This window comes from Pseudomonas sp. GD04058, from assembly GCF_029836855.1.
GTDB lineage: Bacteria > Pseudomonadota > Gammaproteobacteria > Pseudomonadales > Pseudomonadaceae > Aquipseudomonas > Aquipseudomonas bharatica.
The window spans coordinates 1-23,470 of record NZ_JAOECN010000058.1 but is presented as its reverse complement, the minus strand read 5'-3'; the positions used below and the strand labels follow the sequence as shown (position 1 = coordinate 23,470).

Sequence of the window (23,470 nt, the reverse complement as noted above, 5' to 3'; positions counted from 1 at the left end):
GGACCGCGTTATTCGCCTCTTCGTTGGCTACGCCTGAACTCCCCCGGTGTCACCCCGCTCCAGCGCTTGAACGCCCGCTGGAATGCCTCCGCCGAAGCGAACCCCAGCAAATACGCGATCTCGCCGAACGCCAGCTCGGTATCGCGGATGTAACTCATCGCCAGGTCCCGCCGTGTGTCGTTGAGGATGGCGCGAAACTGCGTGCCTTCCTCGGCCAGTTTGCGGCGCAGGGTCCAGGTCGGCAGTTGCAGGCGTCGCGCGACTTCCTCCAGGTCCGGCTCGCGGCCGCCATTGAGCAATGGGCCGAGCAGATGGGCGATGCGTTCGCCCAGGCTGCGAATACGGGTGCGCTCCAGCAGTTCCTGTTCGCACAGCTGCAACAGGTGCTGCCAGGTGCTGGGGCAATGCGCCGGGTTGTGCAGCCCGAGGGTGGCGCGGGCGAGACGCAACTGGTTGTTCTGCGCGCCGAACTGCACCGGGGCCAGGCTCAGCGCCTGGTAGCGCTCGGCGTAGGGCGGGCTGTCAAATTCGATTTCCATGTGCTCGGCCTGCACTGCCTGGCCCGCCAGGTCCGACAGTTGCGCCAGCCAGCCGGACAGCACCGAGTCGACCACGAAGCGGTTATAGGCGTTGTACGGGCTGATGGAATAGAAACGCAGCCAGGCGCCCTGGCTGTCTTCCTCGAAGCTGGACTGGCCGCGGTAATTGGCGGCGTACAAGGGCTCGAAGCGCAGCAGCGTGCGCGCCGCTTCGCCCAGGGTCGGCGCCTGGGCGGCGGTAATCCCGGCCAGCCCGAGCTGGCCCAGGCGGCTATGGCGCCCCATGCACAGGCCCAGGGCCGGCTCCCGGCTTTGCTCGATGGCGGCATGGCCCAGGTGCATGAAGCGCGGGATCGACAAGCGCCCGCCGGCCTCGGCCAGCCGCGCCGGGGTCAGGCCATAGCGCTCGAGCAGGGGGCGCGGGTCATGGCCGAGCTCGCCCAGCGCCCGTTCCAGGCTCTGGATGAAACCCACCGACAGATCCCCGAGCCGCACCCGTGGCCGGTTCATCGGCCTACAGCCACAGGTTGAGCAGGCGGGCGCCGTGACTGGCGCTGGCGTGGTAGAGGGCATTGAGGTTGGCGAAGCCCAGGCCTTCGCCACGAACCTCCCAGAACTGCCCGCGCAGGAACACGCTCATGCTGGCGATACCGGCCGGTACCGCGGTTTCGCTGAGGTGATACCAGGCCTGTTCCTCGCTGGTTTCGCCGGGTTGCAGGTCCAGTTCCGAGGCCCGCTCCTGGTGCCGGTTACCGCGCCACGGCCCTTCCCAGCTGCCGACGAAGGCCGGGTTGGCGATGATCTGCGCGTTCTGCACGGCCAGGCGTTGATAGTTCGACGGGTACCAGGCATCGCTGCCGATCAGCACGCCAAGGCGTCCCGCCGGGGTATCCACCACCTGCGGCGCCTGGCCTGTGCCCGGTTCGATGAAGCGCCGTACGTTGCTGTCGGGATATTGCTGGCGATGGACCTGGCCGAGCACCGCACCCGTGCCGGAAAACACCAGGCTGGCGTTGTACAGGGCGCCGGAGCCGGTGCGCAGCACGCCGTGATCGAGCCAGGGCTCGGGCAGGACGATGGACCCCGCCACCAGGGTCACGCCGAACTCCCGGGCCAGGTCGCCGAACAGCTTCTGGTAATCCGCTGCCATCTGCCCGGCCTTCATGCGCAGGTGCGCGTCGCTGCGGCGGTCGTCACCGGTGGCGCTGTACATCGCCAGGCCGTAGCGCAGCGGGTTGCTCAGTTCCAGCCACTGGTACGCTTCGCGCAGGCGGGTGACCTGATACATCTCGCGCTTTTCGCCACGGGCCCAGAGCCAGGTGCCGATATGTTCCGGCAGGATGACCACGGTACGTTCGTTGACCAGGCCCTTGACCCGCGCCTGCTCGAGGTATGCGGCGAGCTTGCGGTGCAGGCGGGTGAGGTTCTGGTAGTCGCCGGGGTAGAGGGTCGGCTCGATGCCGAGCAGGTTGCCCTGGCCGCTGGGGATGCCCTGGTCCAGCGCCAGTTCGACGCGCAGGTCGGACAGGTAATGACCCTCCGGGCGCTGCTCGGCCCAGAGCATGTAGCCACCGAAGGCGGCCAGGAGAACAAGCGCCAGGGCGCCTGAAAGAAGTTTGCGCATGAAGCGGACAAGGCCGGCAAGGAATTCGCCACCAAGGGTAATCGCCCTGGTGCGTTTGGATCAATAACTTGTCATTTTCGGTCATTGAGCGACGGCGGGGGGCGCTTTAATGTCGACTCCAGACCAATCGACGGGGCCCGCTTGCGAGGTTCCCGCATTCCGTGATTCGCTGTGGAGATCATCATGACCGCCGCCCAGTACCCGCACCTGCTCGCCCCCCTGGACCTTGGCTTTACCACCCTGCGCAACCGTACCCTGATGGGCTCGATGCACACCGGCCTGGAAGAACGCCCCGACGGCTTCGAGCGCATGGCCGCCTATTTCGCCGAGCGTGCCCGGGGCGGCGTGGGCCTGATGGTGACCGGCGGCATCGGCCCGAACGTGGAAGGCGGGGTGTACTCCGGCGCGGCCAAGCTGACCACGCCTGAAGAGGCGGAAAAACACCGGATCGTCACCCGCGCCGTGCACGAGGCCGGCGGCAAGATCTGCCTGCAGATCCTCCACGCCGGGCGCTATGCCTACAGCCCGAAGCAGGTGGCGCCAAGCGCCATCCAGGCGCCGATCAACCCGTTCAAGCCCAAGGAACTGGACGAGGAGGGCATCGAGAAGCAGATCGCCGATTTCGTCACCTGCGCGCAACTCGCGCAAAGTGCCGGCTACGACGGTGTCGAGATCATGGGTTCGGAAGGCTACTTCATCAACCAGTTCCTCGCCGCCCACACCAACCAGCGCACCGACCGCTGGGGTGGCAGCTACGAGAACCGCATGCGCCTGGCGGTAGAGATCGTCCGCCGTGTGCGTGAGGCGGTCGGGCCGAACTTCATCATCATCTTCCGCCTGTCGATGCTCGACCTGGTGGAAGGCGGCAGCAATTGGGAAGAAATCGTGCAACTGGCCCAGGCCATCGAAAAGGCCGGGGCGACCCTGATCAACACCGGGATCGGCTGGCACGAGGCGCGCATCCCGACCATCGCCACCAAGGTGCCGCGGGCGGCGTTCAGCAAGGTCACGGCCAAGCTGCGCGGCGCGGTGAAGATCCCGCTGATCACCACCAACCGCATCAACACCCCGGAAGTCGCCGAGCAGGTGCTGGCCGAGGGCGATGCCGACATGGTCTCGATGGCCCGGCCGTTCCTTGCCGACCCGGAGTTCGTCAACAAGGCGGCCGAGGGCCGTGCCGACGAAATCAACACCTGCATCGGCTGCAACCAGGCCTGCCTGGACCACACCTTCGGCGGCAAGCTGACCAGTTGCCTGGTCAATCCGCGCGCCTGTCATGAAACCGAGCTCAACTACATCCCGGTGACCAAGGTCAAGCGCATCGCCGTGGTCGGCGCCGGCCCTGCCGGCCTGGCGGCGGCAACCGTGGCGGCCGAGCGCGGGCACCAGGTGGTGCTGTTCGATGCCGCCGGGCAGATCGGCGGGCAGTTCAATGTGGCCAAGCGCGTACCGGGCAAGGAAGAGTTCTACGAGACCCTGCGCTACTTCGGTCGCAAGCTGGAAACCACCGGCGTCGAGGTATGCCTGAACAGCCGCGTCGATGCCGCGCAACTGGCGGCCGGCGGCTATGACGAGATCATCCTGGCCACCGGTATCGTGCCGCGTCTGCCGGCGATCCCGGGCATCGACCACGCCAAGGTGCTGACCTACCTGGACGTACTGCTGGAGCGCAAGCCGGTGGGCCGCAAGGTAGCGGTGGTGGGCGCGGGCGGAATCGGCTTCGACGTGTCCGAGTTCCTCGTGCACGAAGGGGTCGCCACCAGCCAGGACCGCGCGGCGTTCTGGAAGGAATGGGGCATCGACGTGGCGCTCGAGGCCCGCGGTGGCGTCGCTGGCATCAAGGCCGAGCCTCATGCGCCGGCGCGCGAGGTGTACCTGTTGCAGCGCAAGAAAACCAAGGTCGGCGACGGCCTGGGCAAGACCACCGGCTGGATTCACCGCACCGGGCTGAAGAACAAGCGCGTGCAGATGCTCAACAGCGTCGAATACCTGGGGATCGACGATGCCGGGCTGCATATCCGCATCGGTGAGGGCGAGGCGCAGGTGCTGGCGGTGGACAACGTGGTGATCTGCGCGGGCCAGGATCCGCTGCGCGAGTTGCAGGATGCGCTGGTGGCCGCGGGGCAGTCGGTGCATCTGATCGGTGGTGCGGATGTGGCGGCGGAGCTGGATGCCAAGCGGGCGATCAACCAGGGTTCGCGGCTGGCTGCTGAACTCTAAATAGCACTGCGTCCCCCTGTGGGAGCTGGCTTGCCAGCGATAGCTGTAGTGAATTCACCATAGCTATCGCTGCGGTTCGACGGTCCGACAAGGCAGCTCCCACATCCAGGTCTTTGGGAGCTGTGCCATGTTTGGCTTTTCCTTCTCGCTCAGCTGGCGACTCCTGCACTGAGATGAAGAACGCCGCTTATGGCGCAGTCCTCGATTCCAGATCCATATCCGCAGGCCATTGCACCTTTGGCGCCAAGAGCAGGGCGATGTTCATGCCCACATCGTTGTGATCCTTCGCCGGGCCAGGAGGTGGTAGCGCATCGGGGCCTTGCTGCATGTAGGTGCAGACATAGGCCCAGGCATGCTGGTCGGCGCCCATGGTGGTCAGGGGGAAGCGGTCGATGACTTCGTTGGTGCCCGGTTTGACGATGGAGAGCACCACGCCACCTTTGATGACCACTCCATTTCCCGTTGCGCCGCGCTTCAGCCAGCGTTCGGCCCGGACTTGTGACCAGTCGTAGGTGACTGGCTCCACCCGCCAGCGTTCGAAGGGGTTCCACCAGCGGTAGTTGAAGTTGTAGGCGTAGAGGCGTTGGCGGACGCGGTTGAAACGGAGGGGTTGATCCCTGGGAGGGGACGTTTCGACCTTTATACAGAACACGAGTGACCAAACTCCAACCATCATGGAGGAGATAAAAACTACCCACTCTTCAATGCGCACAACCCGCCAGTCTGACAAGAAAAACCAGGAGAAAACGGCCACATAGACACTCATAACTGGTGCAAAAAAGATCAACCATCCTCTTGCAAGAGCTGAAGCACGCGGTAGCTCCAGAAAAACATGATCCTGATAGTTGGGATTAGCGAATCCGAGTGCTGAAACTACGACAGCCGGATCATCAGGGTGCGGCAGATCTTCTTGCCAGCCAGAACAGGGGGGGACAAGTTTGGGGCTGCTCATAAGAACCCCCATCCTCGTTTGCCATCAATTTTGTCTTCCTTCACGATCAGCCGAGCGACCCCGGATTCATCGCTCTTATCTGGCCAGTAGGAAACCTCAAGCTCCAGAGCGTGAAAATCAAGAGGCGGCAAGAACTCAATGGAGCCCCTGATCTCAAGTGTTTCTGACTCGGCATCGTGCTGAATCACTGGGGCTGTCGTTGCAGGTACGTAACCCGGCTGCTTCCATGATGTCGGAGCGGGCAATGGGCCATTCGTGCCATCGGTCCGCCCACTAGCGATGATCTGCCCCGGCACTTCTCGCTGCCGGTACGCCCACAATGCCCATTCATAGCGTGAAGCTTCAACGTCATAGCCTGGCAGGACGATCTTATAGTCCATAGTTCCGTCTGGGCCTAACACCTCCTTGCCTCGCATTTGGAGCCGATGGGTCACGTCAAGCTGCACGATTAAGCCCAGCAGCGCCGCATTCAGAGCAGCGATTGTTGTATCCATTTCGTGCGATTCCAGCCAGCGCCGGTGCTCAACAGGTAGCCCCCACAGCGAATGTCGCGCCCAAAACTCCAGAGGGTGCGACTCCAGCCCTTTGGCCCATACCGCAAGTCCGAAAGCAACAAAACCAAAAAGAACAGCGAATGCAAGCGGGCCGAGCAGCACCGATGCACCTCCCACCGATCCCCAGACTCCAACCAGCGCTGAACCGGCTGCCATAATACCCGCGCCTCCATAAGCGTTCCTCGCAGCTCGATCCCCAGCCTTGTGCGTCCGCCCAGCCGCAAGCGCATACTGCAACCCCTCAAACACACTAGCCACCGACACAATCGCCCCGCCGAATTGCAGAATCCGCCCCCCCAACTCAACCGGCACCACCTGCCCTGCAGAACGAATCGAAACCTTTAAATCCGGCCGAAACGTCTGAATAACCCCACCAACAATCTCGACCCCCGCCCCCATCACCCCAACCGACGCCGACAGCACCGCCGCCACCGCCTCGTCGTGCTCGTCGCCAATCGTCTTGAGCATGTTCTGGTAGCTTCGGCGCAGTGCGTCCTGCTGGAAGTACAGGCTGCCCACGGACATCCCCAGGTTGGCCGCACCAGTCCCGTTGAAACTCACGGCATTGCGCATCCTGCGCATCGATTCGCCGGCCAGCAGGCGGGCGTCCTCGGCAGTGAGGCTGAGGTGATGGGCCAGGTCCTTCATGCCGGTCTTGAGGGCAGCGCTGCCGATGCTGACGCTGACGCTGACGTTGCGCAGGGCATCGTCGAGGCCGTCGCCTAGACCACCGCTCAGCGTTTCCAGGCGGGCCTTGAGGCTTTCGGCGCTTTCCGTCGTCCAGACGACGATATCGATCAGCCTGGCGTGGTTGCTGCCCAGTGCCGGGGCAATGTAGTTGCTCAGCAGCATGGCCCGCACCTTGCGCTCGGCCGGCTTGCGGAATTGCTGGTCGACTTTGCTGGCAAACCGCTCGACACCCTCGTAGAGCACTTCGTTGAGCAGCGTGAGGTACTCGCCCACCTTGAGGGATACGGTGATCCGGGTGGCCTCGACGCCGTAATAGCGCAGCCAGATCTTCCGGTGCAGTTCCAACAGCAGTGCTCTGCTCTTTTCCGACAGCTGCTCCCCGAGTGCATTGCTGGCAGTGCCGGCAGCGCCGAGCAACTGGCCGACAGCTGTTTGCACCCCCTCGCCCACGAACTCGTCGGCTTTCACGCCGCCGGCAAAGGTCTTGGCACCGTGGAAGACCCGTGTCTGCTCGTCTCCGGCCAGATCGTCGGCAAATTGTTCAAGCCCCGTCCTGTCGAGGGCTCGCATCGCCTTGTGGAACAGGCTGTCCTGATCTTCCAGTTGCTCCAGCCAGAGGCTTCGCGTTGCACCGAACTGGTTAGCGGCGATGGGCTCGGTCACTCCGCCGGCATAACACATCGCCAACATGCGGATACAGCCATCATGCGATTCCTTGATCCCGGAGATGTAGTCGTTGAGCGCGGCCAAGCGGAACGCCGCGCTGTTGTGATGGCTGACATAGAGCTCGGCGACGTCGTCGACGATCTTCTGCCAGGCCGCCAGGGTCTTGTCGTAGTGGTCCTGGAATGTCTTGCGGGCCTTTTCGTCATAGCGGTCGTCGAGCCGTTCACGGGCATCGGCGATTGCCTCGGTGCTCAGGCGCTCCTTCTCCTGCTCCAGATCGAGGACCGGCATGGGTGTCATGTAGGCAGGGTACCCCGGGGCTTCTCGGCGATAGCGTTGTAGTCCTCCCGGTGCTTGACGGCTGCCTCGGCCTCTTCGATCGCACGGGCATGCGCCTTGTTGACCTGGAACTGACGAATACCAAGCAACGTCTGGGAGGTGAAGTGTTCGAAACACCGTTGCGGTTCGGCACTCCATTCCTCCATGGCCTGATAGCGCAACACACGCTGGGCATTCAGCTCCTGGACCATGCCGATGGGATCGGGCAGTACCAGGGCCAGTACGCCATTGGCTAGCTGGTATTCCTTGCTCACGGTGCGCACATGTGCTGCCAATGCACGCAGCCGGTGATTGCGCGGATAGTAGCCGTGCACGCTGTGGAAGTCGTCGGTCATGGACTGGGCATATTCAAGGACCTGGTGCATCTGCAGGTCGGTTTCGGTCATGGCGATGCCGACGCTGGCTGGGTCTTCGCGGGCGGTCTTGAGGTCGAGCTTGTGGAAGCGCTCGTCGAGGTTCAGGCCGTCGACCACGCCACCGCGCTGGTAGGCGTACAGCACTTCCTCGGGCCAGGGGTCGTTGGCGATGGCCAGCCAGGCGGTGGAGTACCTGTGGAAATTGATGTTGATGAAGGAGGCGGGAATGTCGTGGTCCTGCTGGAAGCAGATCCTGCTCAACGGCACCGGCTCCTGGCGCGGGACCTCAAACGCCGGGAATTGGCGCAATACGCCTTCGGGAGTGATCTGGTACGCCTGCCAGTACTTGTGGTCGAGCAGCACATAGAGAAAGCCCCGGCGCAGGATGCGCGGCTGACCGAGGACCATGCGCACGGCCTTGACGTCGGAGCCGTGGGACACCGGCCGCGCCTGGGTTTGCCAGGGCTCGGGGGCGTAGGCGGCGCGCAGCGGCAGGATGGGCAGGCCCCAGCGCTGGCAGGTCTTGCAGCGTTCGTTAGGGATCGGGTTGGCTTGCTCGATGCAGGCATCCAGCGTGAGTTCGGGCTTGCAGTTGGTGTCGAAATGCATGCGAGAGTCCCTGCAACGGTGTTCCGACTACCAGACTCAGCGTCGGAGCGCATTTGGATAAAGGCTCACCAAGGTGCAGGGCCATCTGTTGGCTGGCCGCTGACCCCCGGGGGCTTCCCTGGAAATGATTCCGGAAAATCCTGCATGGCGAACAGCGGCCTGAGATATAGGAAAATTCCTAACCAATTGACTGAAACCCCTTAAATTTCAGCGTGGGTTGACCCTCGAAGTCGTTGTCGGGTCCACCACAGGCCAACAGGGCACCTGTAGAATCGGCGACATGCTCAATCTCCCTCAAGCACCCCTGCAACGCCTGTCCCTATCCTGGCTCCACGAGTCCGGGATCGACGCCGCCATCCTCCGCCTCGACCGGATCGACCCGCTGGTCAGCGGCAACAAGTGGTTCAAGCTTCTCGAACACCTGCGCATCGCCCGACAAAACCAGGCCTCCGGGCTGATCAGCCTCGGCGGCAACCACTCCAATCACCTCCACGCCCTGGCCGCTGCCGGCCAGCGTTTCGGCTTCAAGACTGCCGGCCTGCTGCGCGGCAATCCCCAGGACACCCCGACCATCCGCGATCTCCAGGCCTTCGGCATGCACCTGCACTGGCTCGGCTACGGCGGCTATCGCGCGCGCAACGAGCCCGGGTTCTGGGCGCCCTGGCAAGCACGGTACCCCGGCTGGCACTGCATCCCGGAAGGCGGTGGCGGTGAGCTGGGCGAGAAGGGCTGCGCGCTGATCGTCGAACAGGCGCGGGCGCAGTTGGCGAACATCGGTTGGGACGATTACGACGCCTGGTGGCTGGCCGCAGGAACCGGCACTACCTTGGCCGGGCTGGTGCAGGCGGAAGCGGCTGCCCATCCTGTGCATGGCGCACTGGCGGTACCCAGGGGGTATGGCGTGGAACAGAACCTGTCGGCCCTGACCGGCTATCACCTTCACGACGCCAGCCGCGGCGGCTTTGCCAAGGTCGATCCCGAGCTGCTGGCCTTCATCGACGCCTGCGAGCGGGAATCCGGCATCCCGCTGGAGCCGGTCTACACCGGCAAGGCCCTCCTGGCCCTTAAAGAAAAAGCCGGGTGCTTCGAACCAGGCACCCGGCTGATCTTCGTCCACACCGGCGGCCTCCAGGGCCGCCGTGGTTTCGCTTAGTCCTTGCCGGGCAGCATCCGCACCAGGGTGTTGTCCTTGCGCACATAGTGGTGATACAGCCCGGCCACGGCATGCAGGCCGATCAGCCAGTAGCCGAGGGTGGCGAACCATTCGTGCCAGCCCTTGACTGTGCGCGCCAGGTCCTTGTCCGGCTGCACCAGTGCTGGCAGGTCGAAACCGTAGAAGGGAATCGGCTTGTCGGCGGCGCTGAGAATCACCCAGCCGGCCAGCGGCAGGCCGATCATCAGGGCATACAGCGCCCAGTGCACCAGGTGCGACAGGCCGGTCTGCCAGGCGGGCGGGGCAGGGACGATACGTGGCGTCGGCCGCGTCACCTTGAGGAACAGGCGCAGCCAGACCAGCAGGAACACGGTCAGGCCGAGCATGAAGTGCAGGGTTTTCATCAGTTCCCGTTCCGGGCTGTCCTTGGGAAAGATCCCGCGAAACTCGATGCAGGCGTACACCGCCGCCAGCAATACCAGCATCAACCAGTGCAAGGCCACGGACAGGCTGCCGTAGCGCTCCCGGGTATTGGTCAGACTCATACAGAACACTTCCTCGTCAGGTCACGGAATGGGCGCTCTTGGTGGCGCTGTCCTACAGGGTAGATAGCTTCGGGCTACTACGGCAGATACAACGAGGAAAAAAAGCCCGGGTCAAGCCGTCTGGGTCAAGTGTGGCCACTGTTCGGCAACCAGAAAGGCCCGTTCGGCTTCCTGCCAGTCGCCGTCTTCCCCAGGCTCCAGGCGCACCATCAGTTGGGCCTGGGCGCGCGGGTCGAGGGCGGCCAGCCAGTCGCGCAATTGCCCCGTGCTCCACACCTGCGCCGCCGCAACCCGCGCCGGGCCGAGCCAGGCCTGGCGTGGCAGCGGTTGCCAGCGGCCTTGCCCGTGGGCGCTATGAAAGTCGCGCCAGTCACGCTGATGCAGCCAGTGGCCGCGCAGATGCTGCGGATCTGCGCCCAGCGGCGAGCCGGCCGAGGCATGCCAGGGGTAGAACAGGTAACCGCCGAGCCACAGCCGCGCCCGGACCTGGTCGAGCCCCAGGCCTTGCAGGGCCTCGCGGCTTTCCGGGCGCGCGGAGATGGGCAACTGGTGCTCGGCCAGGTGCGCCAGCTTGCGATCCAGCCGGTCATGGCAACCGGGCCCCAGCCAGTGCGCCGGGTCGGCACCGTCCCCGTGTTCCGGCCCGAGATAGAACTTGATCGCCAGTTCCAGGTGATGCACGCCTTCGCGGTCGCGCAGGAGGATATCCAGCTCGCCAAGGGTGTGCCCGCCCTGGCGGATCGGCAGGTTGGCGGCCAGCAGTTCAACGCCCGGTGCCTGGTGCAGGGCGAACTGCCAGAGCCGTTCGTAATACAGGCCCAGGCGCCGGCTCGCCGAGCGCGCCAGCCAGTCCAGCAGCAGCGCCGGATCGCGCTCCAGCCCCAGCAACCAGTGGCGCAGTTTGTCGGGGTCATCCACCCAGCCACTGCCACTCAACGGATGGCGTTGCGGCCATGGCGCGCGGTCCAGCAACGGGGCGGACGACAGCGCCCAGGCCAGGTCGCGGACCGCAGGCTGGCGCAGGTGACGGGGCAGGGCGTGGAGGGCGGCGAATGGATTCATCCTGCGAGCATAGCCGCGTTTGCCCGGCGTCGTTTGCCGCAGGGCAGGGCACTGGCCCATAATCGGGCCTTTGACCGTGCGTACTTTTGACCGTCGTTAGCCAAGCAGGAACCCCATGGAGCAATTTCGCAATATCGGTATCATCGGCCGCCTCGGCAGCTCCCAGGTGCTCGATACCATCCGCCGCCTGAAAAAATTCCTGCTGGAACGGCATCTGCACGTCATCCTCGAGGACACCATCGCCGAGGTCCTGCCCGGCCACGGCCTGCAGACCTCCTCGCGCAAGCTGCTCGGCGAAGTCTGCGACCTGGTGATCGTGGTCGGCGGCGACGGCAGCCTGCTCGGCGCCGCCCGCGCCCTGGCCCGGCACAACATCCCGGTGCTGGGTATCAACCGCGGCAGCCTGGGCTTCCTCACCGACATTCGCCCGGACGAACTGGAAGTGAAGGTCGCTGACGTGCTGGACGGCCATTACCTGGTGGAAAACCGCTTCCTGCTGCAGGCCGAAGTGCGTCGCCACGGCGAGGCCATCGGCCAGGGCGATGCCCTCAACGATGTGGTCCTGCACCCGGGCAAATCCACGCGGATGATCGAGTTCGAGATCTACATCGACGGCCAGTTCGTCTGCAGCCAGAAGGCCGACGGCCTGATCGTCGCCACCCCGACCGGCTCCACCGCCTATGCCCTGTCCGCCGGCGGGCCGATCATGCATCCCAAGCTGGACGCCATCGTCATCGTGCCGATGTACCCGCATACCCTGTCCGGCCGGCCGATCGTGGTCGACGGCAACAGCGAACTGAAGATCGTCGTATCCCAGGACATGACCATCTACCCGCAAGTCTCCTGCGACGGCCAGAACCACTTCACCTGCGCGCCCGGCGATACCATCACGGTGAACAAGAAACCGCAGAAACTGCGCCTCATTCACCCGCTGGACCACAACTATTACGAGGTCTGCCGGACCAAGCTCGGCTGGGGCAGCCGCCTGGGTGGTGGAGGCGACTGATGCTCGATCCCGCGCGCAGTTTCGACCTGATCGGCGATGTTCATGGCTGTGCCCACACCCTCGAACGCCTGCTCGATGCCCTCGGCTACAAGCGCCACGGCGGGGTGTGGCGGCACGCCCAGCGCCAGGCCCTGTTCCTGGGCGACATCATCGACCGTGGCCCGCGCATCCGCGAGGCCCTGCATATCGTCCATGACATGGTCGAGGCCGGCCAGGCCCATTGCATCATGGGCAACCACGAGTACAACGCCCTCGGCTGGACCACCCCGGCGCCACCCGGCAGCGGCAAGACCTTCGTGCGCGAGCACACGCCACGGCATGCCCGGCTGATCGACGAAACCCTGACCCAGTTCGCCCAGCATCCCGGCGACTGGCACGATTTCCTCGGCTGGTTCTACCAGTTGCCGCTGTTCGCCGATGCCGGGCGCTTCCGCCTGGTGCATGCCTGCTGGGACGGGCGGGTGATCGATTCACTGCGCCAGCAGTACCCCGACGGCTGCATCGACCAGGCATTCGTCCAGGCCTCGGCCGAACCCGACAGCTTCGCCCACCTGGCCTGCAACCGCCTGCTGCGCGGCACCGACATGCGCCTGCCGGACGGCCTGACCCTGACCGGCGGCGACGGCCTGACCCGGGCTTTCTTCCGCACCAAGTTCTGGGAAGAAGACCCGCAGACCTACGGCGATATCGTGTTCCAGCCCGATGCCTTGCCCGAAGCGGTGGCTCGCGCGCCCTTGTCCCATAGCCAGAAGAATGCCCTGCTGCGCTACGGCGAGGACGAACCGCTGCTGTTCGTCGGGCATTACTGGCGCAGTGGCAGGCCGGCGCCGATCCGCGCCAACCTGGCCTGCCTGGACTACAGTGCAGTGCTTTACGGCAAGCTGGTGGCCTACCGGCTCGACGATGAAACCCGGATCGACCCGCACAAGTTCGTCTGGGTCGATGTGGAACGGCCGGAGGCCAGCCAATGAATGGGGTTCCAATCCTGCAACTGCCGTTGAATGTCGACCTCAGCGGCTTCGTCCAGATGCTCCGGCGCCTGCAGGTGGCGCACCGGGTGACCGAGGAGCACGGCGAGCAGGTGCTCTGGGTCGATCAGGCGCGGGCCGAGGAAATCCGTCGCCTGTACGAGGCGCACCCGGAAGGCGACGCCGACACCCAGGACCTGCCCCTGACCGCGCAGCCCGATGCCATGGTCCGTCCGGGCTTCGGCGAGCAGTTGCGCACCAGCAAGGTCACCGCCTTCGTACTGCTGGCCTGCCTGATCGTCGCCGGCCTCACCAGCCTCGGCGAAAACCTCGCGACCCTGCGCTGGCTGACCTTCCTCGATTTTCGCGTGGCGGGCGACTACCTCTACTTCACCCCGCTGGACACCAGCCTCCAGGCCCACCAATGGTGGCGCCTGTTCACCCCGATGCTCCTGCACTTCAGCGTGCTGCACCTGGCCATGAACGGCGTGTGGTACTGGGAGCTGGGGCGGCGCATCGAATGGCGCCAAGGCCCGTTCAGCCTGCTCGGCCTGACCCTGGTGTTCGCCCTGGTGTCCAACGTCGTGCAATACCTGTTCAGCGGCCCGACCCTATTCGGTGGCCTGTCCGGCGTGCTCTACGGCTTGCTCGGGCACCTGTGGATCTACCAGCGCCTGGCCCCCCATCCGCTGTACCGCATGCCCCGTGGCGTGCTGGTGATGATGCTGGCCTGGCTGGTGCTGTGCCTGACCGGCGTGATGTCCGTGATCGGTTTCGGCGCCATCGCCAACGGCGCCCATGTCGGCGGTCTGTTGGTCGGATGCCTTAGCGGGCTCTTGGGCGGGGCGCTGGCCCGGCGTAAACTGACGGCTTGACTTTGGAGACGCTATGTCCACTTTTGCGCAAATGATCGAAAACATCACCCCGGAAATCTACCAGAGCCTCAAGCTCGCCGTGGAAATCGGCAAATGGGCCGATGGCCGCAAGCTCACCGCCGAGCAGCGCGAGCTGTCGCTGCAGGCGGTGATCGCCTGGGAGATGCAGAACCTTCCGGAAGACCAGCGCACCGGCTACATGGGCCCGCAGGAGTGCGCTTCGAAGTCCATCAGCGTGCCGAACATCCTGTTCAAGTCGGATGCGATCCATTGATCGAACTCGGCCGTGGTTCCATTCGCAAGATGGCCGTGCGTCTCGAGACGCCGGTCGTGCAATACGCCTTCCGCCTGGATGAACTGGAAGTACCGGTCAACCCGCTGATCGGCCAGACCGTGCGCCTCGAATACCTGGGCGCCATCCATTGCAGCCACTGCGGCAAGCGCACCAAGACCAGCTTCAGCCAGGGCTACTGCTACCCCTGCATGACCAGGCTCGCCCAATGCGACCTGTGCATCATGAGCCCCGAGCGCTGCCATTACGACGCCGGCACCTGCCGCGAGCCGTCCTGGGGCGAGCAGTTCTGCATGACCGACCACGTGGTCTACCTGGCCAACTCCTCGGGGATCAAGGTCGGCATCACCCGCGCCAGCCAGTTGCCGACCCGCTGGCTCGACCAGGGCGCCAGCCAGGCCCTGCCGATCCTGCGGGTCGCCACCCGCCAGCAGTCCGGCCTGGTGGAAGACCTGCTGCGCAGCCAGGTGCCCGACCGCACCAACTGGCGCACGCTGCTCAAGGGCGACGCCGAGGCGCTGGACCTGGTGGCCGTGCGCGACCAGTTGTTCGACAGCTGCGCCGATGGCATCCGCGGTTTGCAGGAGCGCTTCGGCCTGCAGGCGATCCAGCCGCTGGTCGATGCCGAGGTCCTGGAGATTCGCTACCCGGTCGAGGCCTATCCGGGCAAGATCGTCAGCTTCAACCTGGACAAGAACCCGGTGGCCGAAGGCACGCTGCTGGGGATCAAGGGCCAGTACCTGATCTTCGACACCGGCGTGATCAACATTCGCAAGTACACGGCCTACCAGTTGGCCGTGCATCAGTAAGCCGTGAATCAGTAAAAAGGACCGCCACATGCGCACCGAACAGCCGCAAGTGATCTACCTCAAGGACTATCAGGCGCCCGAGTACCTGATCGACGAAACCCACCTGACCTTCGAGCTGTTCGAGGACCACAGCCTGGTCCACGCGCAGCTGGTCATGCGCCGCAACCCGGCGCGTGGCGCCGGCCTGCCGCCGCTGGTGCTGGACGGCCAGCAGCTCGAGCTGCTGAGCGTCGCCCTCGACGACCAGGCCCTGGCGGCGGGCGACTACCAGCTCGACGACAGCCACCTGACCCTGCAACCGAAAAGCGAGCGCTTCACCCTCGACACCAGCGTGCGCATCCATCCGGAAAGCAACACCGCGCTGGAAGGCCTGTACAAGTCCGGCGGCATGTTCTGCACCCAGTGCGAGGCCGAGGGCTTCCGCAAGATCACCTACTACCTCGACCGCCCGGACGTGATGAGCGCGTTCACCACCACGGTGATCGCCGAACAGCACCGCTACCCGGTCCTGCTGTCCAACGGCAACCCGGTGGGCAGCGGCCCGCAGGAAGATGGCCGGCACTGGGCGACCTGGGAAGATCCGTTCAAGAAGCCTGCCTACCTGTTCGCCCTGGTGGCCGGCGACCTGTGGTGCGTGGAAGACAAGTTCACCCGCCAGTCCGGTCGCGACGTGACCCTGCGCATCTATGTCGAGCCGGAAAACATCGACAAGTGCCAGCACGCCATGACCAGCCTGAAGAAGTCCATGCGCTGGGACGAAGAGGTCTACGGCCGCGAGTACGACCTGGACATCTTCATGATCGTCGCGGTCAACGACTTCAACATGGGCGCCATGGAAAACAAGGGCCTGAACATCTTCAACTCCAGCTGCGTGCTGGCCCGCGCCGAAACCGCCACCGACGCCGCGCACCAGCGGGTCGAGGCGGTGGTGGCCCACGAATACTTCCACAACTGGTCGGGCAACCGCGTGACCTGCCGCGACTGGTTCCAGTTGTCGCTCAAGGAAGGCTTCACCGTGTTCCGCGATGCCGAATTCAGCGCCGACGTGAACTCGCGTACGGTCAAGCGCATCGAGGACGTCGCCTACCTGCGTACCCACCAGTTCGCCGAGGATGCCGGGCCGATGGCCCACGCGGTGCGGCCGGACAGCTTCATCGAGATCTCCAACTTCTACACCCTGACCGTCTACGAGAAGGGCTCGGAAGTGGTGCGCATGGTCCGTACCCTGCTCGGCGCCGAGGGCTTCCGCAAGGGCAGCGACCTGTACTTCGAACGGCATGACGGCCAGGCGGTAACCTGCGACGACTTCATCAAGGCCATGGAAGACGCCAACGGCGTCGACCTGACCCAGTTCAAGCGCTGGTACAGCCAGGCCGGCACGCCGCGCCTGGCGGTCAGCGAGTCGTGGGATGGCGCTGCCGGTACCTACAGCCTGACCTTCCGCCAGAGCTGCCCGCAAACCCCGGACAAGGTCGAGAAGCTGCCGTTCGTGATCCCGGTCGAACTGGGCCTGCTCGACGCCCAGGGCAACGACCTGCCGCTGCGCCTGCAAGGCGAAGACGCTGCCGTTGGCACCAGCCGCGTGCTCTCGGTGATCGAGGCCGAGCAGACCTTCATCTTCGTCGATATCGCGGCCAAACCGCTGCCGTCGCTGCTGCGCGGTTTCAGTGCACCGGTCAAGCTGTCGTTCCCTTACGACCGCGACCAGCTGATGTTCCTCATGCAGCACGACAGCGATGGCTTCAACCGTTGGGAAGCCGGCCAGCAACTCTCGGTGCAGGTGCTGCAGGAACTGATCGGCCAGCAGCAGAAGGGCCAGACCCTGGTGCTGGACCAGCGATTGGTCAGCGCCCTGGACAGCGTGCTGGGCAACGACAGCCTGGACCAGGCCATGGTCGCCGAGATGCTCTCGCTGCCGAGCGAGGCCTACCTCACCGAGATCAGCGAAGTGGCGGATGTCGATGCCATCCACGCCGCCCGCGAGTTCGCCCGCAGGCAACTGGCGGAGCAACTGTTCGACAAGCTGCTGGCGCGCTACCAGGCCAACCGCGAGATTTCGCGCAACACCGCCTACGTGGCCGAGGCCGAGCACTTCGCCCGGCGCAGCCTGCAGAACATCGTGCTGTCCTACCTGATGCTCAGCGGCAAGCCCGAAGTGCTGGCGGCGACGCTGGAACAGTTCGACGCCTGCGACAACATGACCGAACGCCTGACCGCCCTGGCGGTGCTGGTCAACTCGCCATTCGAGGCCGAGCGGGCCAAGGCGCTGGAAGCCTTCGCCGAGCACTTCAAGGACAACCCGCTGGTCATGGACCAATGGTTCAGTGTCCAGGCCGCCAGCACCCTGCCGGGCGGGCTGGCGCGGGTCCGCAAGCTGATGGAGCATCCGGCGTTCACGATGAAGAACCCGAACAAGGTGCGTGCCCTGATCGGTGCCTTCGCCGGGCAGAACCTGGTCAACTTCCACGCGGCGGACGGCTCGGGTTATCGCTTCCTGGCGGATATCGTCATCGAGCTCAACGCCCTCAACCCGCAGATTGCCTCGCGGCAACTGGCGCCGCTGACCCGCTGGCGCAAGTACGACGCCGCGCGCCAGGCCCTGATGAAGGGCGAGCTGCAACGGATCCGCGATTCGGGGCAGTTGTCCAGTGATGTGTTCGAAGTGGTGAGCAAGAGCCTCGCCTGATCCAAAAGCCCGGTCGTCAGACCGGGCCCTATCGCTGGCAAGCCAGCTCCCACAGGGTCCGCGGTGCATGCGATCCTGTGGGAGCTGGCTTGCCAGCGATAGGGCCATCAGCCACACCATCAAATTTCCCGCCTGTCTCCCGGCGATAACAAAAGATAACGTCTCGTTCGTTGTCAGCCCTTCGCAATCCCCCTTAGGATGGCCATCAGCTATTGCAGGGCTCTGGAACACGCTTTTCGCAGTACCTGCATCTGGATTCACCCACATAACAAGAACCGGGGGACAGATCGATGACCGAGCCTCTTCTAGCGCAGCAGCACGCAACGGTGCGAGCTCGACCATGGGCATTGGCAGCCGGCATGGCCGTGCTGCTGGCCATGGGCTTCCAGGCAGACAGGGTCGAGGCCGCAGCCTCGCCGGAGGCGGAAGTCTGGTCCACGCTTTCCGCCAAGTCCGACAAAGGCCTTTTGCTGGACGTGACCCGCGCCGGCGCGCGACTGGTGATGGTCGGCGAACGCGGTCATATCCTTTTCTCCGACGACCAGGGCAAAACCTGGACCCAGGCCAAGGTGCCGACCCGCCAGTTGCTCACCGCCGTCACCTTCGTCGATGACAAGCATGGCTGGGCCGTCGGCCATGACGCGCAGATCCTCGCCAGCAGCGACGGCGGCGCGACCTGGAGCAAGCAATACGAAGACCTTTCCCGCGAGGCGCCGCTGCTCGACGTATGGTTCGAGAACCCGCAGCACGGCCTGGCCATCGGTGCCTATGGCGCCATGCTCGAAACCACCGATGGCGGCCAGAACTGGCAAGACGTCGGCGACCGCCTGGACAACCCCGACGGCCTGCACCTGAACGGCATCGCCCGGGTCAAGGACGCCGGCCTGGTCATCGTCGGCGAACAGGGCAGCCTGTACCGTTCCAGCGATGACGGCCAGACCTGGGAAAAGCTCGAAAGCCCCTATGAAGGCTCGTTCTTCGGCGTGATCGGCACCGCCCAGGCCAATACCCTGCTGGCCTATGGCCTGCGCGCCAACCTGTACCGTTCCACCGATTTCGGCAGTACCTGGCAGCCGATCAGCTTGCAGGCTGCCCGCGGTCCGCTTCAATTCGGCCTGGCAAGCGCTACGCTTCTCGATGATGGCAGTCTGGTATTGGTGGGCAATGGCGGCACCGTCCTGCGCAGCAGCGACGATGGCCAGACCTTCAGCGTCTTCAACCGTCCCGACCGCCTGGCCCTGGCTGGAGCCAGCGGCCTGTCCGACGGCAATCTGATCCTGGTGGGGCAGGGTGGCGCGCACTATGCCACCGCCACCGGTGCCGAGAGGGCGCAACCATGACCGTTCGGGAGTCGTTCAGCATGAATCAGCACCATCAGGACAAGCCGACCACCCTCGAGCGCCTGATTTTCAACAACCGCCCGGCAGTGATCGCCATCTGCCTGCTGGTAAGCGTGTTCCTGTTCTGGCAGGCCACGCTGATCCGCCCGTCCACCAGTTTCGAAAAGATGATCCCGCTGGAGCACCCGTTCATCCAGAACATGCTCGAGCACCGCAATGACCTGGCAAACCTCGGCAACACCGTGCGCATCTCGGTCGAAGCGGTCAACGGCGATATCTTCGACAAGGACTACATGGAAACGCTGCGGCAGATCCATGACGAGGTCTTCTACATTCCCGGCGTCGATCGCTCCGGGCTCAAGTCGCTGTGGAGCCCGGCGGTGCGCTGGACCGAAGTGACCGAGGAAGGCTTCTCCGGCGGCGAGGTGATCCCCAACACCTACGACGGCTCGCCGCAGAGCCTCGATACCCTGCGTGACAACGTGCTCAAGTCCGGGCAGATCGGCCGCCTGGTGGCGAACAACTTCAAGTCCAGCATCGTCGATGTGCCGCTGCAGGAGTCCTACCCGGACCCGCAGGACCCGGGCAAGCAGATCAAGCTCGACTACCAGCAGTTCTCCCACCAGTTGGAAGAGAAGATCCGCGACAAGTACCAGGCGCAGAACCCCAACGTTAAGATCCATATCGTCGGCTTCGCCAAGAAGGTCGGCGACCTGATCGACGGGCTGATGATGGTGGTGGGCTTCTTCGGCATCGCCTTCGTTATCACCTGGGTCCTGCTGTACTGGTTCACCTGGTGCATCCGCAGCACCATCGCGGTGCTGATCACCACGCTGGTGGCGGTGGTCTGGCAGCTCGGCCTGATGCATGTGGTGGGCTTCGGTATCGATCCGTACTCGATGCTGGTGCCGTTCCTGATCTTCGCCATCGGCATTTCCCACGGGGTGCAGAAGATCAACGGCATCGCCCTGCAATCCAGCGATGCCGATAACGCCCTGACTGCCGCGCGACGGACCTTCCGCCAGCTATTCCTGCCGGGGATGATCGCCATCCTGGCCGACGCCGTGGGCTTCATCACCCTGCTGATCATCGATATCGGGGTGATCCGCGAGCTGGCCATCGGGGCATCCATCGGTGTGGCGGTGATCGTCTTCACCAACCTGATCCTGCTGCCGGTAGCGATTTCCTATGTCGGCATCAGCAAGAAGGCCATCGAGCGCAGCAAGAAGGACGCGACCCGCGAGCACCCGTTCTGGCGCCTGCTGTCGTCTTTCGCCAGCGCCAGGGTAGCGCCGGTGTCCATCGTCCTGGCCCTGCTGGCCTTCGGCGGCGGCCTCTGGTACAGCCAGAACCTGAAGATCGGCGACCTCGACCAGGGCGCCCCGGAGTTGCGTCCGGATTCGCGCTACAACAACGACAACGCCTTCATCATCGACAACTACTCGACCAGTTCCGACGTGCTGGTGGTGATGGTCAAGACCCCGACCGAAGGCTGCTCGGTGTACGGCACCATGGCGCCGATCGACGAGCTGATGTGGACCATGGAGAACACCCCCGGCGTGCAGTCGGCGATTTCCCTGGTGACCGTGTCCAAGCAGATGATCAAGGGCATGAACGAGGGCAACCTGAAATGGGAAAGCCTTTCGCGCAACCCTGAAGTGCTGAACTCCTCGGTGTCCCGTGCCGACGGCCTGTACAACGGTGACTGCTCGCTGGCGCCTGTGCTGGTGTTCCTCAACGACCACAAGGCGGAAACCCTGGATGGCGTGGTCAAGGCGGTCAAGGCCTTTGCCGACGAGCACAACCGCGAGGGCCTGGAATTCCTCCTGGCGGCGGGCAATGCCGGGATCGAGGCGGCTACCAACGACGTCATCAAGTCGGCCGAGCTGACCATCCTGGTACTGGTGTACATCTGCGTGGCCGTGATGTGCATGATCACCTTCCGTTCCTTCGCCGCGACCCTGTGCATCGTCCTGCCGCTGGTGCTGACCTCGGTGCTGGGCAACGCACTGATGGCCTTCATGGGCATCGGCGTCAAGGTCGCCACCTTGCCGGTGGTGGCGCTGGGCGTGGGCATCGGCGTGGACTACGGGATCTACATCTACAGCCGCCTGGAAAGCTTCCTGCGTGCCGGCCTGCCGCTGCAGGAAGCCTATTACCAGACCTTGCGCTCCACCGGTAAGGCCGTGCTGTTCACCGGCCTGTGCCTGGCCATCGGCGTGTGCACCTGGATCTTCTCGGCCATCAAGTTCCAGGCCGACATGGGCCTGATGCTGACCTTCATGCTCCTGTGGAACATGTTCGGTGCCCTGTGGCTGCTGCCGGCCCTGGCGCGTTTCCTGATCAAGCCGGAGAAACTTGCCGGGCAGAAGGGCAGCTCGATCTTCGCCCACTGACCGATCACTGGAAGGAACCTCACCGGGGGCCAGACGTCACAACGTCTGGCCCCCGGTGCATTTGGGCTATCATTTGCGCCTTTTCCCCAGACCATGGCTGCCATCCGATGACCACCCTTGCCAATGCCCTGCAATCCTGCGACATGCTGCTGATCGACGGCCTGCATTGTTTCGACTTCGTCCACGACGACAGCGGCCTGCGTGCCGAGTGCATGGATGGCCGTGCGCTCAAGCGCTGGGTGTTCACCCCGGCGCAGGTCGCGGCGGCTCGCGCCGAGGGCGGCGACTGGCTGATCGACAGCGACAGCGGCGAACACCGCCTGGTGTGCATGGGTGCCCTGCGGGCCCCGGAGGATGATGAAGACGATGAAGAAGACAGTCATGAGCCTGCTGCTCGCTAGTGGCCTGGGAATGACGGCGCACGCTCATGAATTGCTGGTCGGCAGTTACACCGACGGCGCCAGCCAGGGCATTTACCGCTACCGTTTCAGCGATGGCCGCATCGAGGCCGCGCCGCTGCAGGTCATGGCAACAGGCAATCCGTCGTGGCTGACCCTCTCTGCCGACGGGCGCCGACTGTTCGCGGTCAACGAGGCGGCGGCGGGGCAGGTGTCGGCGTTCAGCCTGGATGCCGGGCATGTGCTGACAGCCCTGAACCAGGTCGGCAGCGACGGTGCCGAGCCGACCCATAGCAGCCTGAGCCGGGACGGGCGTTTCCTGTTCGTCGCCAACTATGGCGGTTCCAATGCCGAAGGCGGCAGCCTCAGCGTGCTGCCGGTACACGCCGACGGCAGGCTCGACCAGCCGTTGCAGCACCTGCGGCATGCCGCCAGCAAGGTCGATCCCGAGCGCCAGGCCACGCCCCATGTGCATTCGGTGGTGTCGTCGCCGGACGGGCGTTTCGTCTTCGCCAGTGATCTGGGCGCGGACAAGGTCTTCGCCTACCGCTATGCACCTGACCAGGCCGAGCCGCTCCAGGCCCTGGGCGCGGTGGCCTTGCCGCCCGGCAGCGGCCCGCGGCACCTGCTGTTCAGCGCCGATGGCCGGCATGCCTGGCTGACCCTGGAGATGGGCGCGGCGGTAGCGGTATTCGATCACCAGGACGGGCACCTGACCCTGCGCGGCACCCACCCCCTTACCGACAATACTGATCCCGCGGTCAGGGCCGGCGGCGCCCTGCATGCTTCGGCGGACGGGCGCTTTCTCTACGTCAGCAATCGCGGCACGGCCAACGAACTGGTGGTGTTCGCCATCGATCCGCTCGATGGTGGGCTGAGCCTGGTGCAGCGGCGTTCGGTGGAAGGGGATCACCCGCGGGAATTCGCCCTGGATCCGCAGCAGGGTTTCGTTTTGGTCACCAACCAGAAGAGCAATGAAATCGTGGTGATCCGCCGCGATCCGGCAACCGGGCTGCTGGGCGACGTGGTGCAGAGGTTTGCCCAGCCGGCGCCGTCGGACGTGAAGTTCCTCGACTGACTATCGACGGCCTCGATAATCGTTAGTGCCGCAATGAATTTTTCCCGGAAGGCCCCGGGGCGTAGTTTTGAACCAAGCCAGACGGCTTCTCAACTCAACGACTCCGAGGCCAGACCGATGAACTTCAATCTCTTTCCCGTAATCGCCGCATCCGCCATTTCCGCGTCCGTTGTGCAGGCTGCCAATGCCCATGTCGAGATCAGCCAGCGCAAGGCCGCGACGCCCAGCTATACCAGCGAGTACCTGCGCCAGAGTGCCAACTTCTATGCGGCGCTGGATCATAAGGCTTCGCACTGAATTTTGTGTTGCTCTT

General features: G+C 64.5%; 20 protein-coding genes. 13 read left to right on the top strand and 7 right to left on the bottom strand.

Annotated elements, in window-relative coordinates; genetic code table 11:
* Positions 1-8: 8 nt before the first annotated feature.
* Together N7650_RS26425 and N7650_RS26420 are read right to left on the bottom strand one after the other, a co-directional pair.
* Complete coding sequence (locus tag N7650_RS26425; protein WP_279900701.1) at positions 9-1,049, bottom strand: AraC family transcriptional regulator; 1,041 nt, start codon at positions 1,047-1,049, stop codon at positions 9-11.
* 4 nt (positions 1,050-1,053) lie between these two features.
* Positions 1,054-2,163, bottom strand: a complete 1,110-nt coding sequence (locus N7650_RS26420) for a carbon-nitrogen hydrolase family protein (RefSeq protein ID WP_009403126.1) — start codon at positions 2,161-2,163, stop codon at positions 1,054-1,056.
* 183 nt (positions 2,164-2,346) lie between these two features.
* On the opposite strand from N7650_RS26420, the gene N7650_RS26415 reads away from it, so the two are divergent.
* The gene (locus tag N7650_RS26415; protein WP_279900700.1) at positions 2,347-4,383 is read left to right on the top strand and encodes an NADPH-dependent 2,4-dienoyl-CoA reductase; all 2,037 of its coding nucleotides are present in this window, start codon (positions 2,347-2,349) and stop codon (positions 4,381-4,383) included.
* Positions 4,384-4,570: 187 nt separating this feature from the next.
* Here the strand turns inward: N7650_RS26415 and N7650_RS26410 are convergent, their stop codons facing one another.
* From N7650_RS26410 to N7650_RS26400, 3 genes are read right to left on the bottom strand one after another with little or no spacing between them, the layout of a single operon-like run.
* The gene (locus N7650_RS26410; RefSeq protein WP_279900698.1) at positions 4,571-5,335 is read right to left on the bottom strand and encodes a DUF6708 domain-containing protein; all 765 of its coding nucleotides are present in this window, start codon (positions 5,333-5,335) and stop codon (positions 4,571-4,573) included.
* Positions 5,332-7,536: a T6SS effector BTH_I2691 family protein gene (locus tag N7650_RS26405; protein ID WP_279900697.1), complete on the bottom strand. Its 2,205-nt coding sequence runs from the start codon at positions 7,534-7,536 to the stop codon at positions 5,332-5,334. Before N7650_RS26405 ends, N7650_RS26410 begins: the two co-directional genes overlap by 4 nt.
* Positions 7,537-7,541: 5 nt before the next feature.
* A complete protein-coding gene (locus N7650_RS26400) occupies positions 7,542-8,549 on the bottom strand; it encodes a T6SS effector BTH_I2691 family protein (RefSeq protein ID WP_279900696.1) in 1,008 nt (335 codons plus the stop codon).
* A 280-nt stretch (positions 8,550-8,829) separates the two neighbouring features.
* Here N7650_RS26400 and N7650_RS26395 point away from each other — a divergent pair, with 280 nt between their 5' ends.
* Positions 8,830-9,702, top strand: coding sequence for a pyridoxal-phosphate dependent enzyme (locus N7650_RS26395; protein ID WP_279900695.1), 873 nt, complete (start codon positions 8,830-8,832; stop codon positions 9,700-9,702).
* On the opposite strand, the gene N7650_RS26390 is transcribed toward N7650_RS26395, so the two are convergent.
* On the bottom strand, positions 9,699-10,247 hold the full coding sequence (locus tag N7650_RS26390) for a cytochrome b (protein WP_279900693.1): 549 nt from the start codon (positions 10,245-10,247) through the stop codon (positions 9,699-9,701). The two genes, N7650_RS26395 and N7650_RS26390, sit on opposite strands and share 4 nt — an antisense overlap.
* A 111-nt stretch (positions 10,248-10,358) precedes the next feature.
* Positions 10,359-11,309, bottom strand: coding sequence for a DUF1853 family protein (locus N7650_RS26385; protein ID WP_279900684.1), 951 nt, complete (start codon positions 11,307-11,309; stop codon positions 10,359-10,361).
* Between the two features lie 115 nt (positions 11,310-11,424).
* Between N7650_RS26385 and N7650_RS26380 the strand changes: the two genes are divergently transcribed.
* The 11 genes from N7650_RS26380 to N7650_RS26330 all read left to right on the top strand — a co-directional run bounded on the left by N7650_RS26380 (position 11,425) and on the right by N7650_RS26330 (position 23,454).
* Positions 11,425-12,315 (top strand): NAD(+) kinase, encoded by an 891-nt coding sequence (locus tag N7650_RS26380; RefSeq protein ID WP_009403133.1) that lies wholly within the window; start codon positions 11,425-11,427, stop codon positions 12,313-12,315.
* Complete coding sequence (locus N7650_RS26375) at positions 12,312-13,286, top strand: metallophosphoesterase (protein WP_279900702.1); 975 nt, start codon at positions 12,312-12,314, stop codon at positions 13,284-13,286. Before N7650_RS26380 ends, N7650_RS26375 begins: the two co-directional genes overlap by 4 nt.
* Complete coding sequence (locus N7650_RS26370; RefSeq protein ID WP_279900683.1) at positions 13,283-14,158, top strand: rhomboid family intramembrane serine protease; 876 nt, start codon at positions 13,283-13,285, stop codon at positions 14,156-14,158. Before N7650_RS26375 ends, N7650_RS26370 begins: the two co-directional genes overlap by 4 nt.
* Positions 14,159-14,171: 13 nt before the next feature.
* Complete coding sequence (locus tag N7650_RS26365; protein ID WP_009403136.1) at positions 14,172-14,432, top strand: DUF1315 family protein; 261 nt, start codon at positions 14,172-14,174, stop codon at positions 14,430-14,432.
* On the top strand, positions 14,429-15,259 hold the full coding sequence (locus tag N7650_RS26360) for a DUF2797 domain-containing protein (RefSeq protein ID WP_279900682.1): 831 nt from the start codon (positions 14,429-14,431) through the stop codon (positions 15,257-15,259). The genes N7650_RS26365 and N7650_RS26360 overlap by 4 nt, the downstream gene beginning before the upstream one ends.
* Before the next feature lie 28 nt (positions 15,260-15,287).
* Positions 15,288-17,945 (top strand): aminopeptidase N, encoded by a 2,658-nt coding sequence (pepN, locus tag N7650_RS26355; RefSeq protein ID WP_279900681.1) that lies wholly within the window; start codon positions 15,288-15,290, stop codon positions 17,943-17,945.
* A gap of 359 nt (positions 17,946-18,304) precedes the next feature.
* Positions 18,305-19,285, top strand: coding sequence for a YCF48-related protein (locus tag N7650_RS26350; RefSeq protein ID WP_009403139.1), 981 nt, complete (start codon positions 18,305-18,307; stop codon positions 19,283-19,285).
* A gap of 20 nt (positions 19,286-19,305) precedes the next feature.
* On the top strand, positions 19,306-21,681 hold the full coding sequence (locus tag N7650_RS26345; protein ID WP_009403140.1) for an RND family transporter: 2,376 nt from the start codon (positions 19,306-19,308) through the stop codon (positions 21,679-21,681).
* Between the two features lie 107 nt (positions 21,682-21,788).
* Positions 21,789-22,082, top strand: coding sequence for a DUF5629 family protein (locus N7650_RS26340; RefSeq protein ID WP_009403141.1), 294 nt, complete (start codon positions 21,789-21,791; stop codon positions 22,080-22,082).
* Positions 22,048-23,157, top strand: a complete 1,110-nt coding sequence (locus tag N7650_RS26335; protein ID WP_279900679.1) for a lactonase family protein — start codon at positions 22,048-22,050, stop codon at positions 23,155-23,157. The genes N7650_RS26340 and N7650_RS26335 overlap by 35 nt, the downstream gene beginning before the upstream one ends.
* A gap of 117 nt (positions 23,158-23,274) precedes the next feature.
* Positions 23,275-23,454 carry a hypothetical protein gene (locus tag N7650_RS26330; protein WP_009403143.1) on the top strand — a complete coding sequence of 60 codons (180 nt, stop codon included), beginning with the start codon at positions 23,275-23,277 and terminating at the stop codon, positions 23,452-23,454.
* Positions 23,455-23,470: the final 16 nt, after the last annotated feature.

Excerpts from the sequence above, each read along its gene's own strand:
- N7650_RS26425 (WP_279900701.1), bottom strand. The coding sequence starts at position 1,049 with ATGAACCGGCCACGGGTGCGGCTCGGGGATCTGTCGGTGGGTTTCATC.
- N7650_RS26420 (WP_009403126.1), bottom strand. The coding sequence starts at position 2,163 with ATGCGCAAACTTCTTTCAGGCGCCCTGGCGCTTGTTCTCCTGGCCGCC.
- N7650_RS26415 (WP_279900700.1), top strand. The coding sequence starts at position 2,347 with ATGACCGCCGCCCAGTACCCGCACCTGCTCGCCCCCCTGGACCTTGGC.
- N7650_RS26410 (WP_279900698.1), bottom strand. The coding sequence starts at position 5,335 with ATGAGCAGCCCCAAACTTGTCCCCCCCTGTTCTGGCTGGCAAGAAGAT.
- N7650_RS26405 (WP_279900697.1), bottom strand. The coding sequence starts at position 7,536 with ATGCCGGTCCTCGATCTGGAGCAGGAGAAGGAGCGCCTGAGCACCGAG.
- N7650_RS26400 (WP_279900696.1), bottom strand. The coding sequence starts at position 8,549 with ATGCATTTCGACACCAACTGCAAGCCCGAACTCACGCTGGATGCCTGC.
- N7650_RS26395 (WP_279900695.1), top strand. The coding sequence starts at position 8,830 with ATGCTCAATCTCCCTCAAGCACCCCTGCAACGCCTGTCCCTATCCTGG.
- N7650_RS26390 (WP_279900693.1), bottom strand. The coding sequence starts at position 10,247 with ATGAGTCTGACCAATACCCGGGAGCGCTACGGCAGCCTGTCCGTGGCC.
- N7650_RS26385 (WP_279900684.1), bottom strand. The coding sequence starts at position 11,309 with ATGAATCCATTCGCCGCCCTCCACGCCCTGCCCCGTCACCTGCGCCAG.
- N7650_RS26380 (WP_009403133.1), top strand. The coding sequence starts at position 11,425 with ATGGAGCAATTTCGCAATATCGGTATCATCGGCCGCCTCGGCAGCTCC.
- N7650_RS26370 (WP_279900683.1), top strand. The coding sequence starts at position 13,283 with ATGAATGGGGTTCCAATCCTGCAACTGCCGTTGAATGTCGACCTCAGC.
- N7650_RS26365 (WP_009403136.1), top strand. The coding sequence starts at position 14,172 with ATGTCCACTTTTGCGCAAATGATCGAAAACATCACCCCGGAAATCTAC.
- pepN (WP_279900681.1), top strand. The coding sequence starts at position 15,288 with ATGCGCACCGAACAGCCGCAAGTGATCTACCTCAAGGACTATCAGGCG.
- N7650_RS26350 (WP_009403139.1), top strand. The coding sequence starts at position 18,305 with ATGGCCGTGCTGCTGGCCATGGGCTTCCAGGCAGACAGGGTCGAGGCC.
- N7650_RS26345 (WP_009403140.1), top strand. The coding sequence starts at position 19,306 with ATGAATCAGCACCATCAGGACAAGCCGACCACCCTCGAGCGCCTGATT.
- N7650_RS26340 (WP_009403141.1), top strand. The coding sequence starts at position 21,789 with ATGACCACCCTTGCCAATGCCCTGCAATCCTGCGACATGCTGCTGATC.
- N7650_RS26335 (WP_279900679.1), top strand. The coding sequence starts at position 22,048 with ATGAAGAAGACAGTCATGAGCCTGCTGCTCGCTAGTGGCCTGGGAATG.
- N7650_RS26330 (WP_009403143.1), top strand. The coding sequence starts at position 23,275 with ATGAACTTCAATCTCTTTCCCGTAATCGCCGCATCCGCCATTTCCGCG.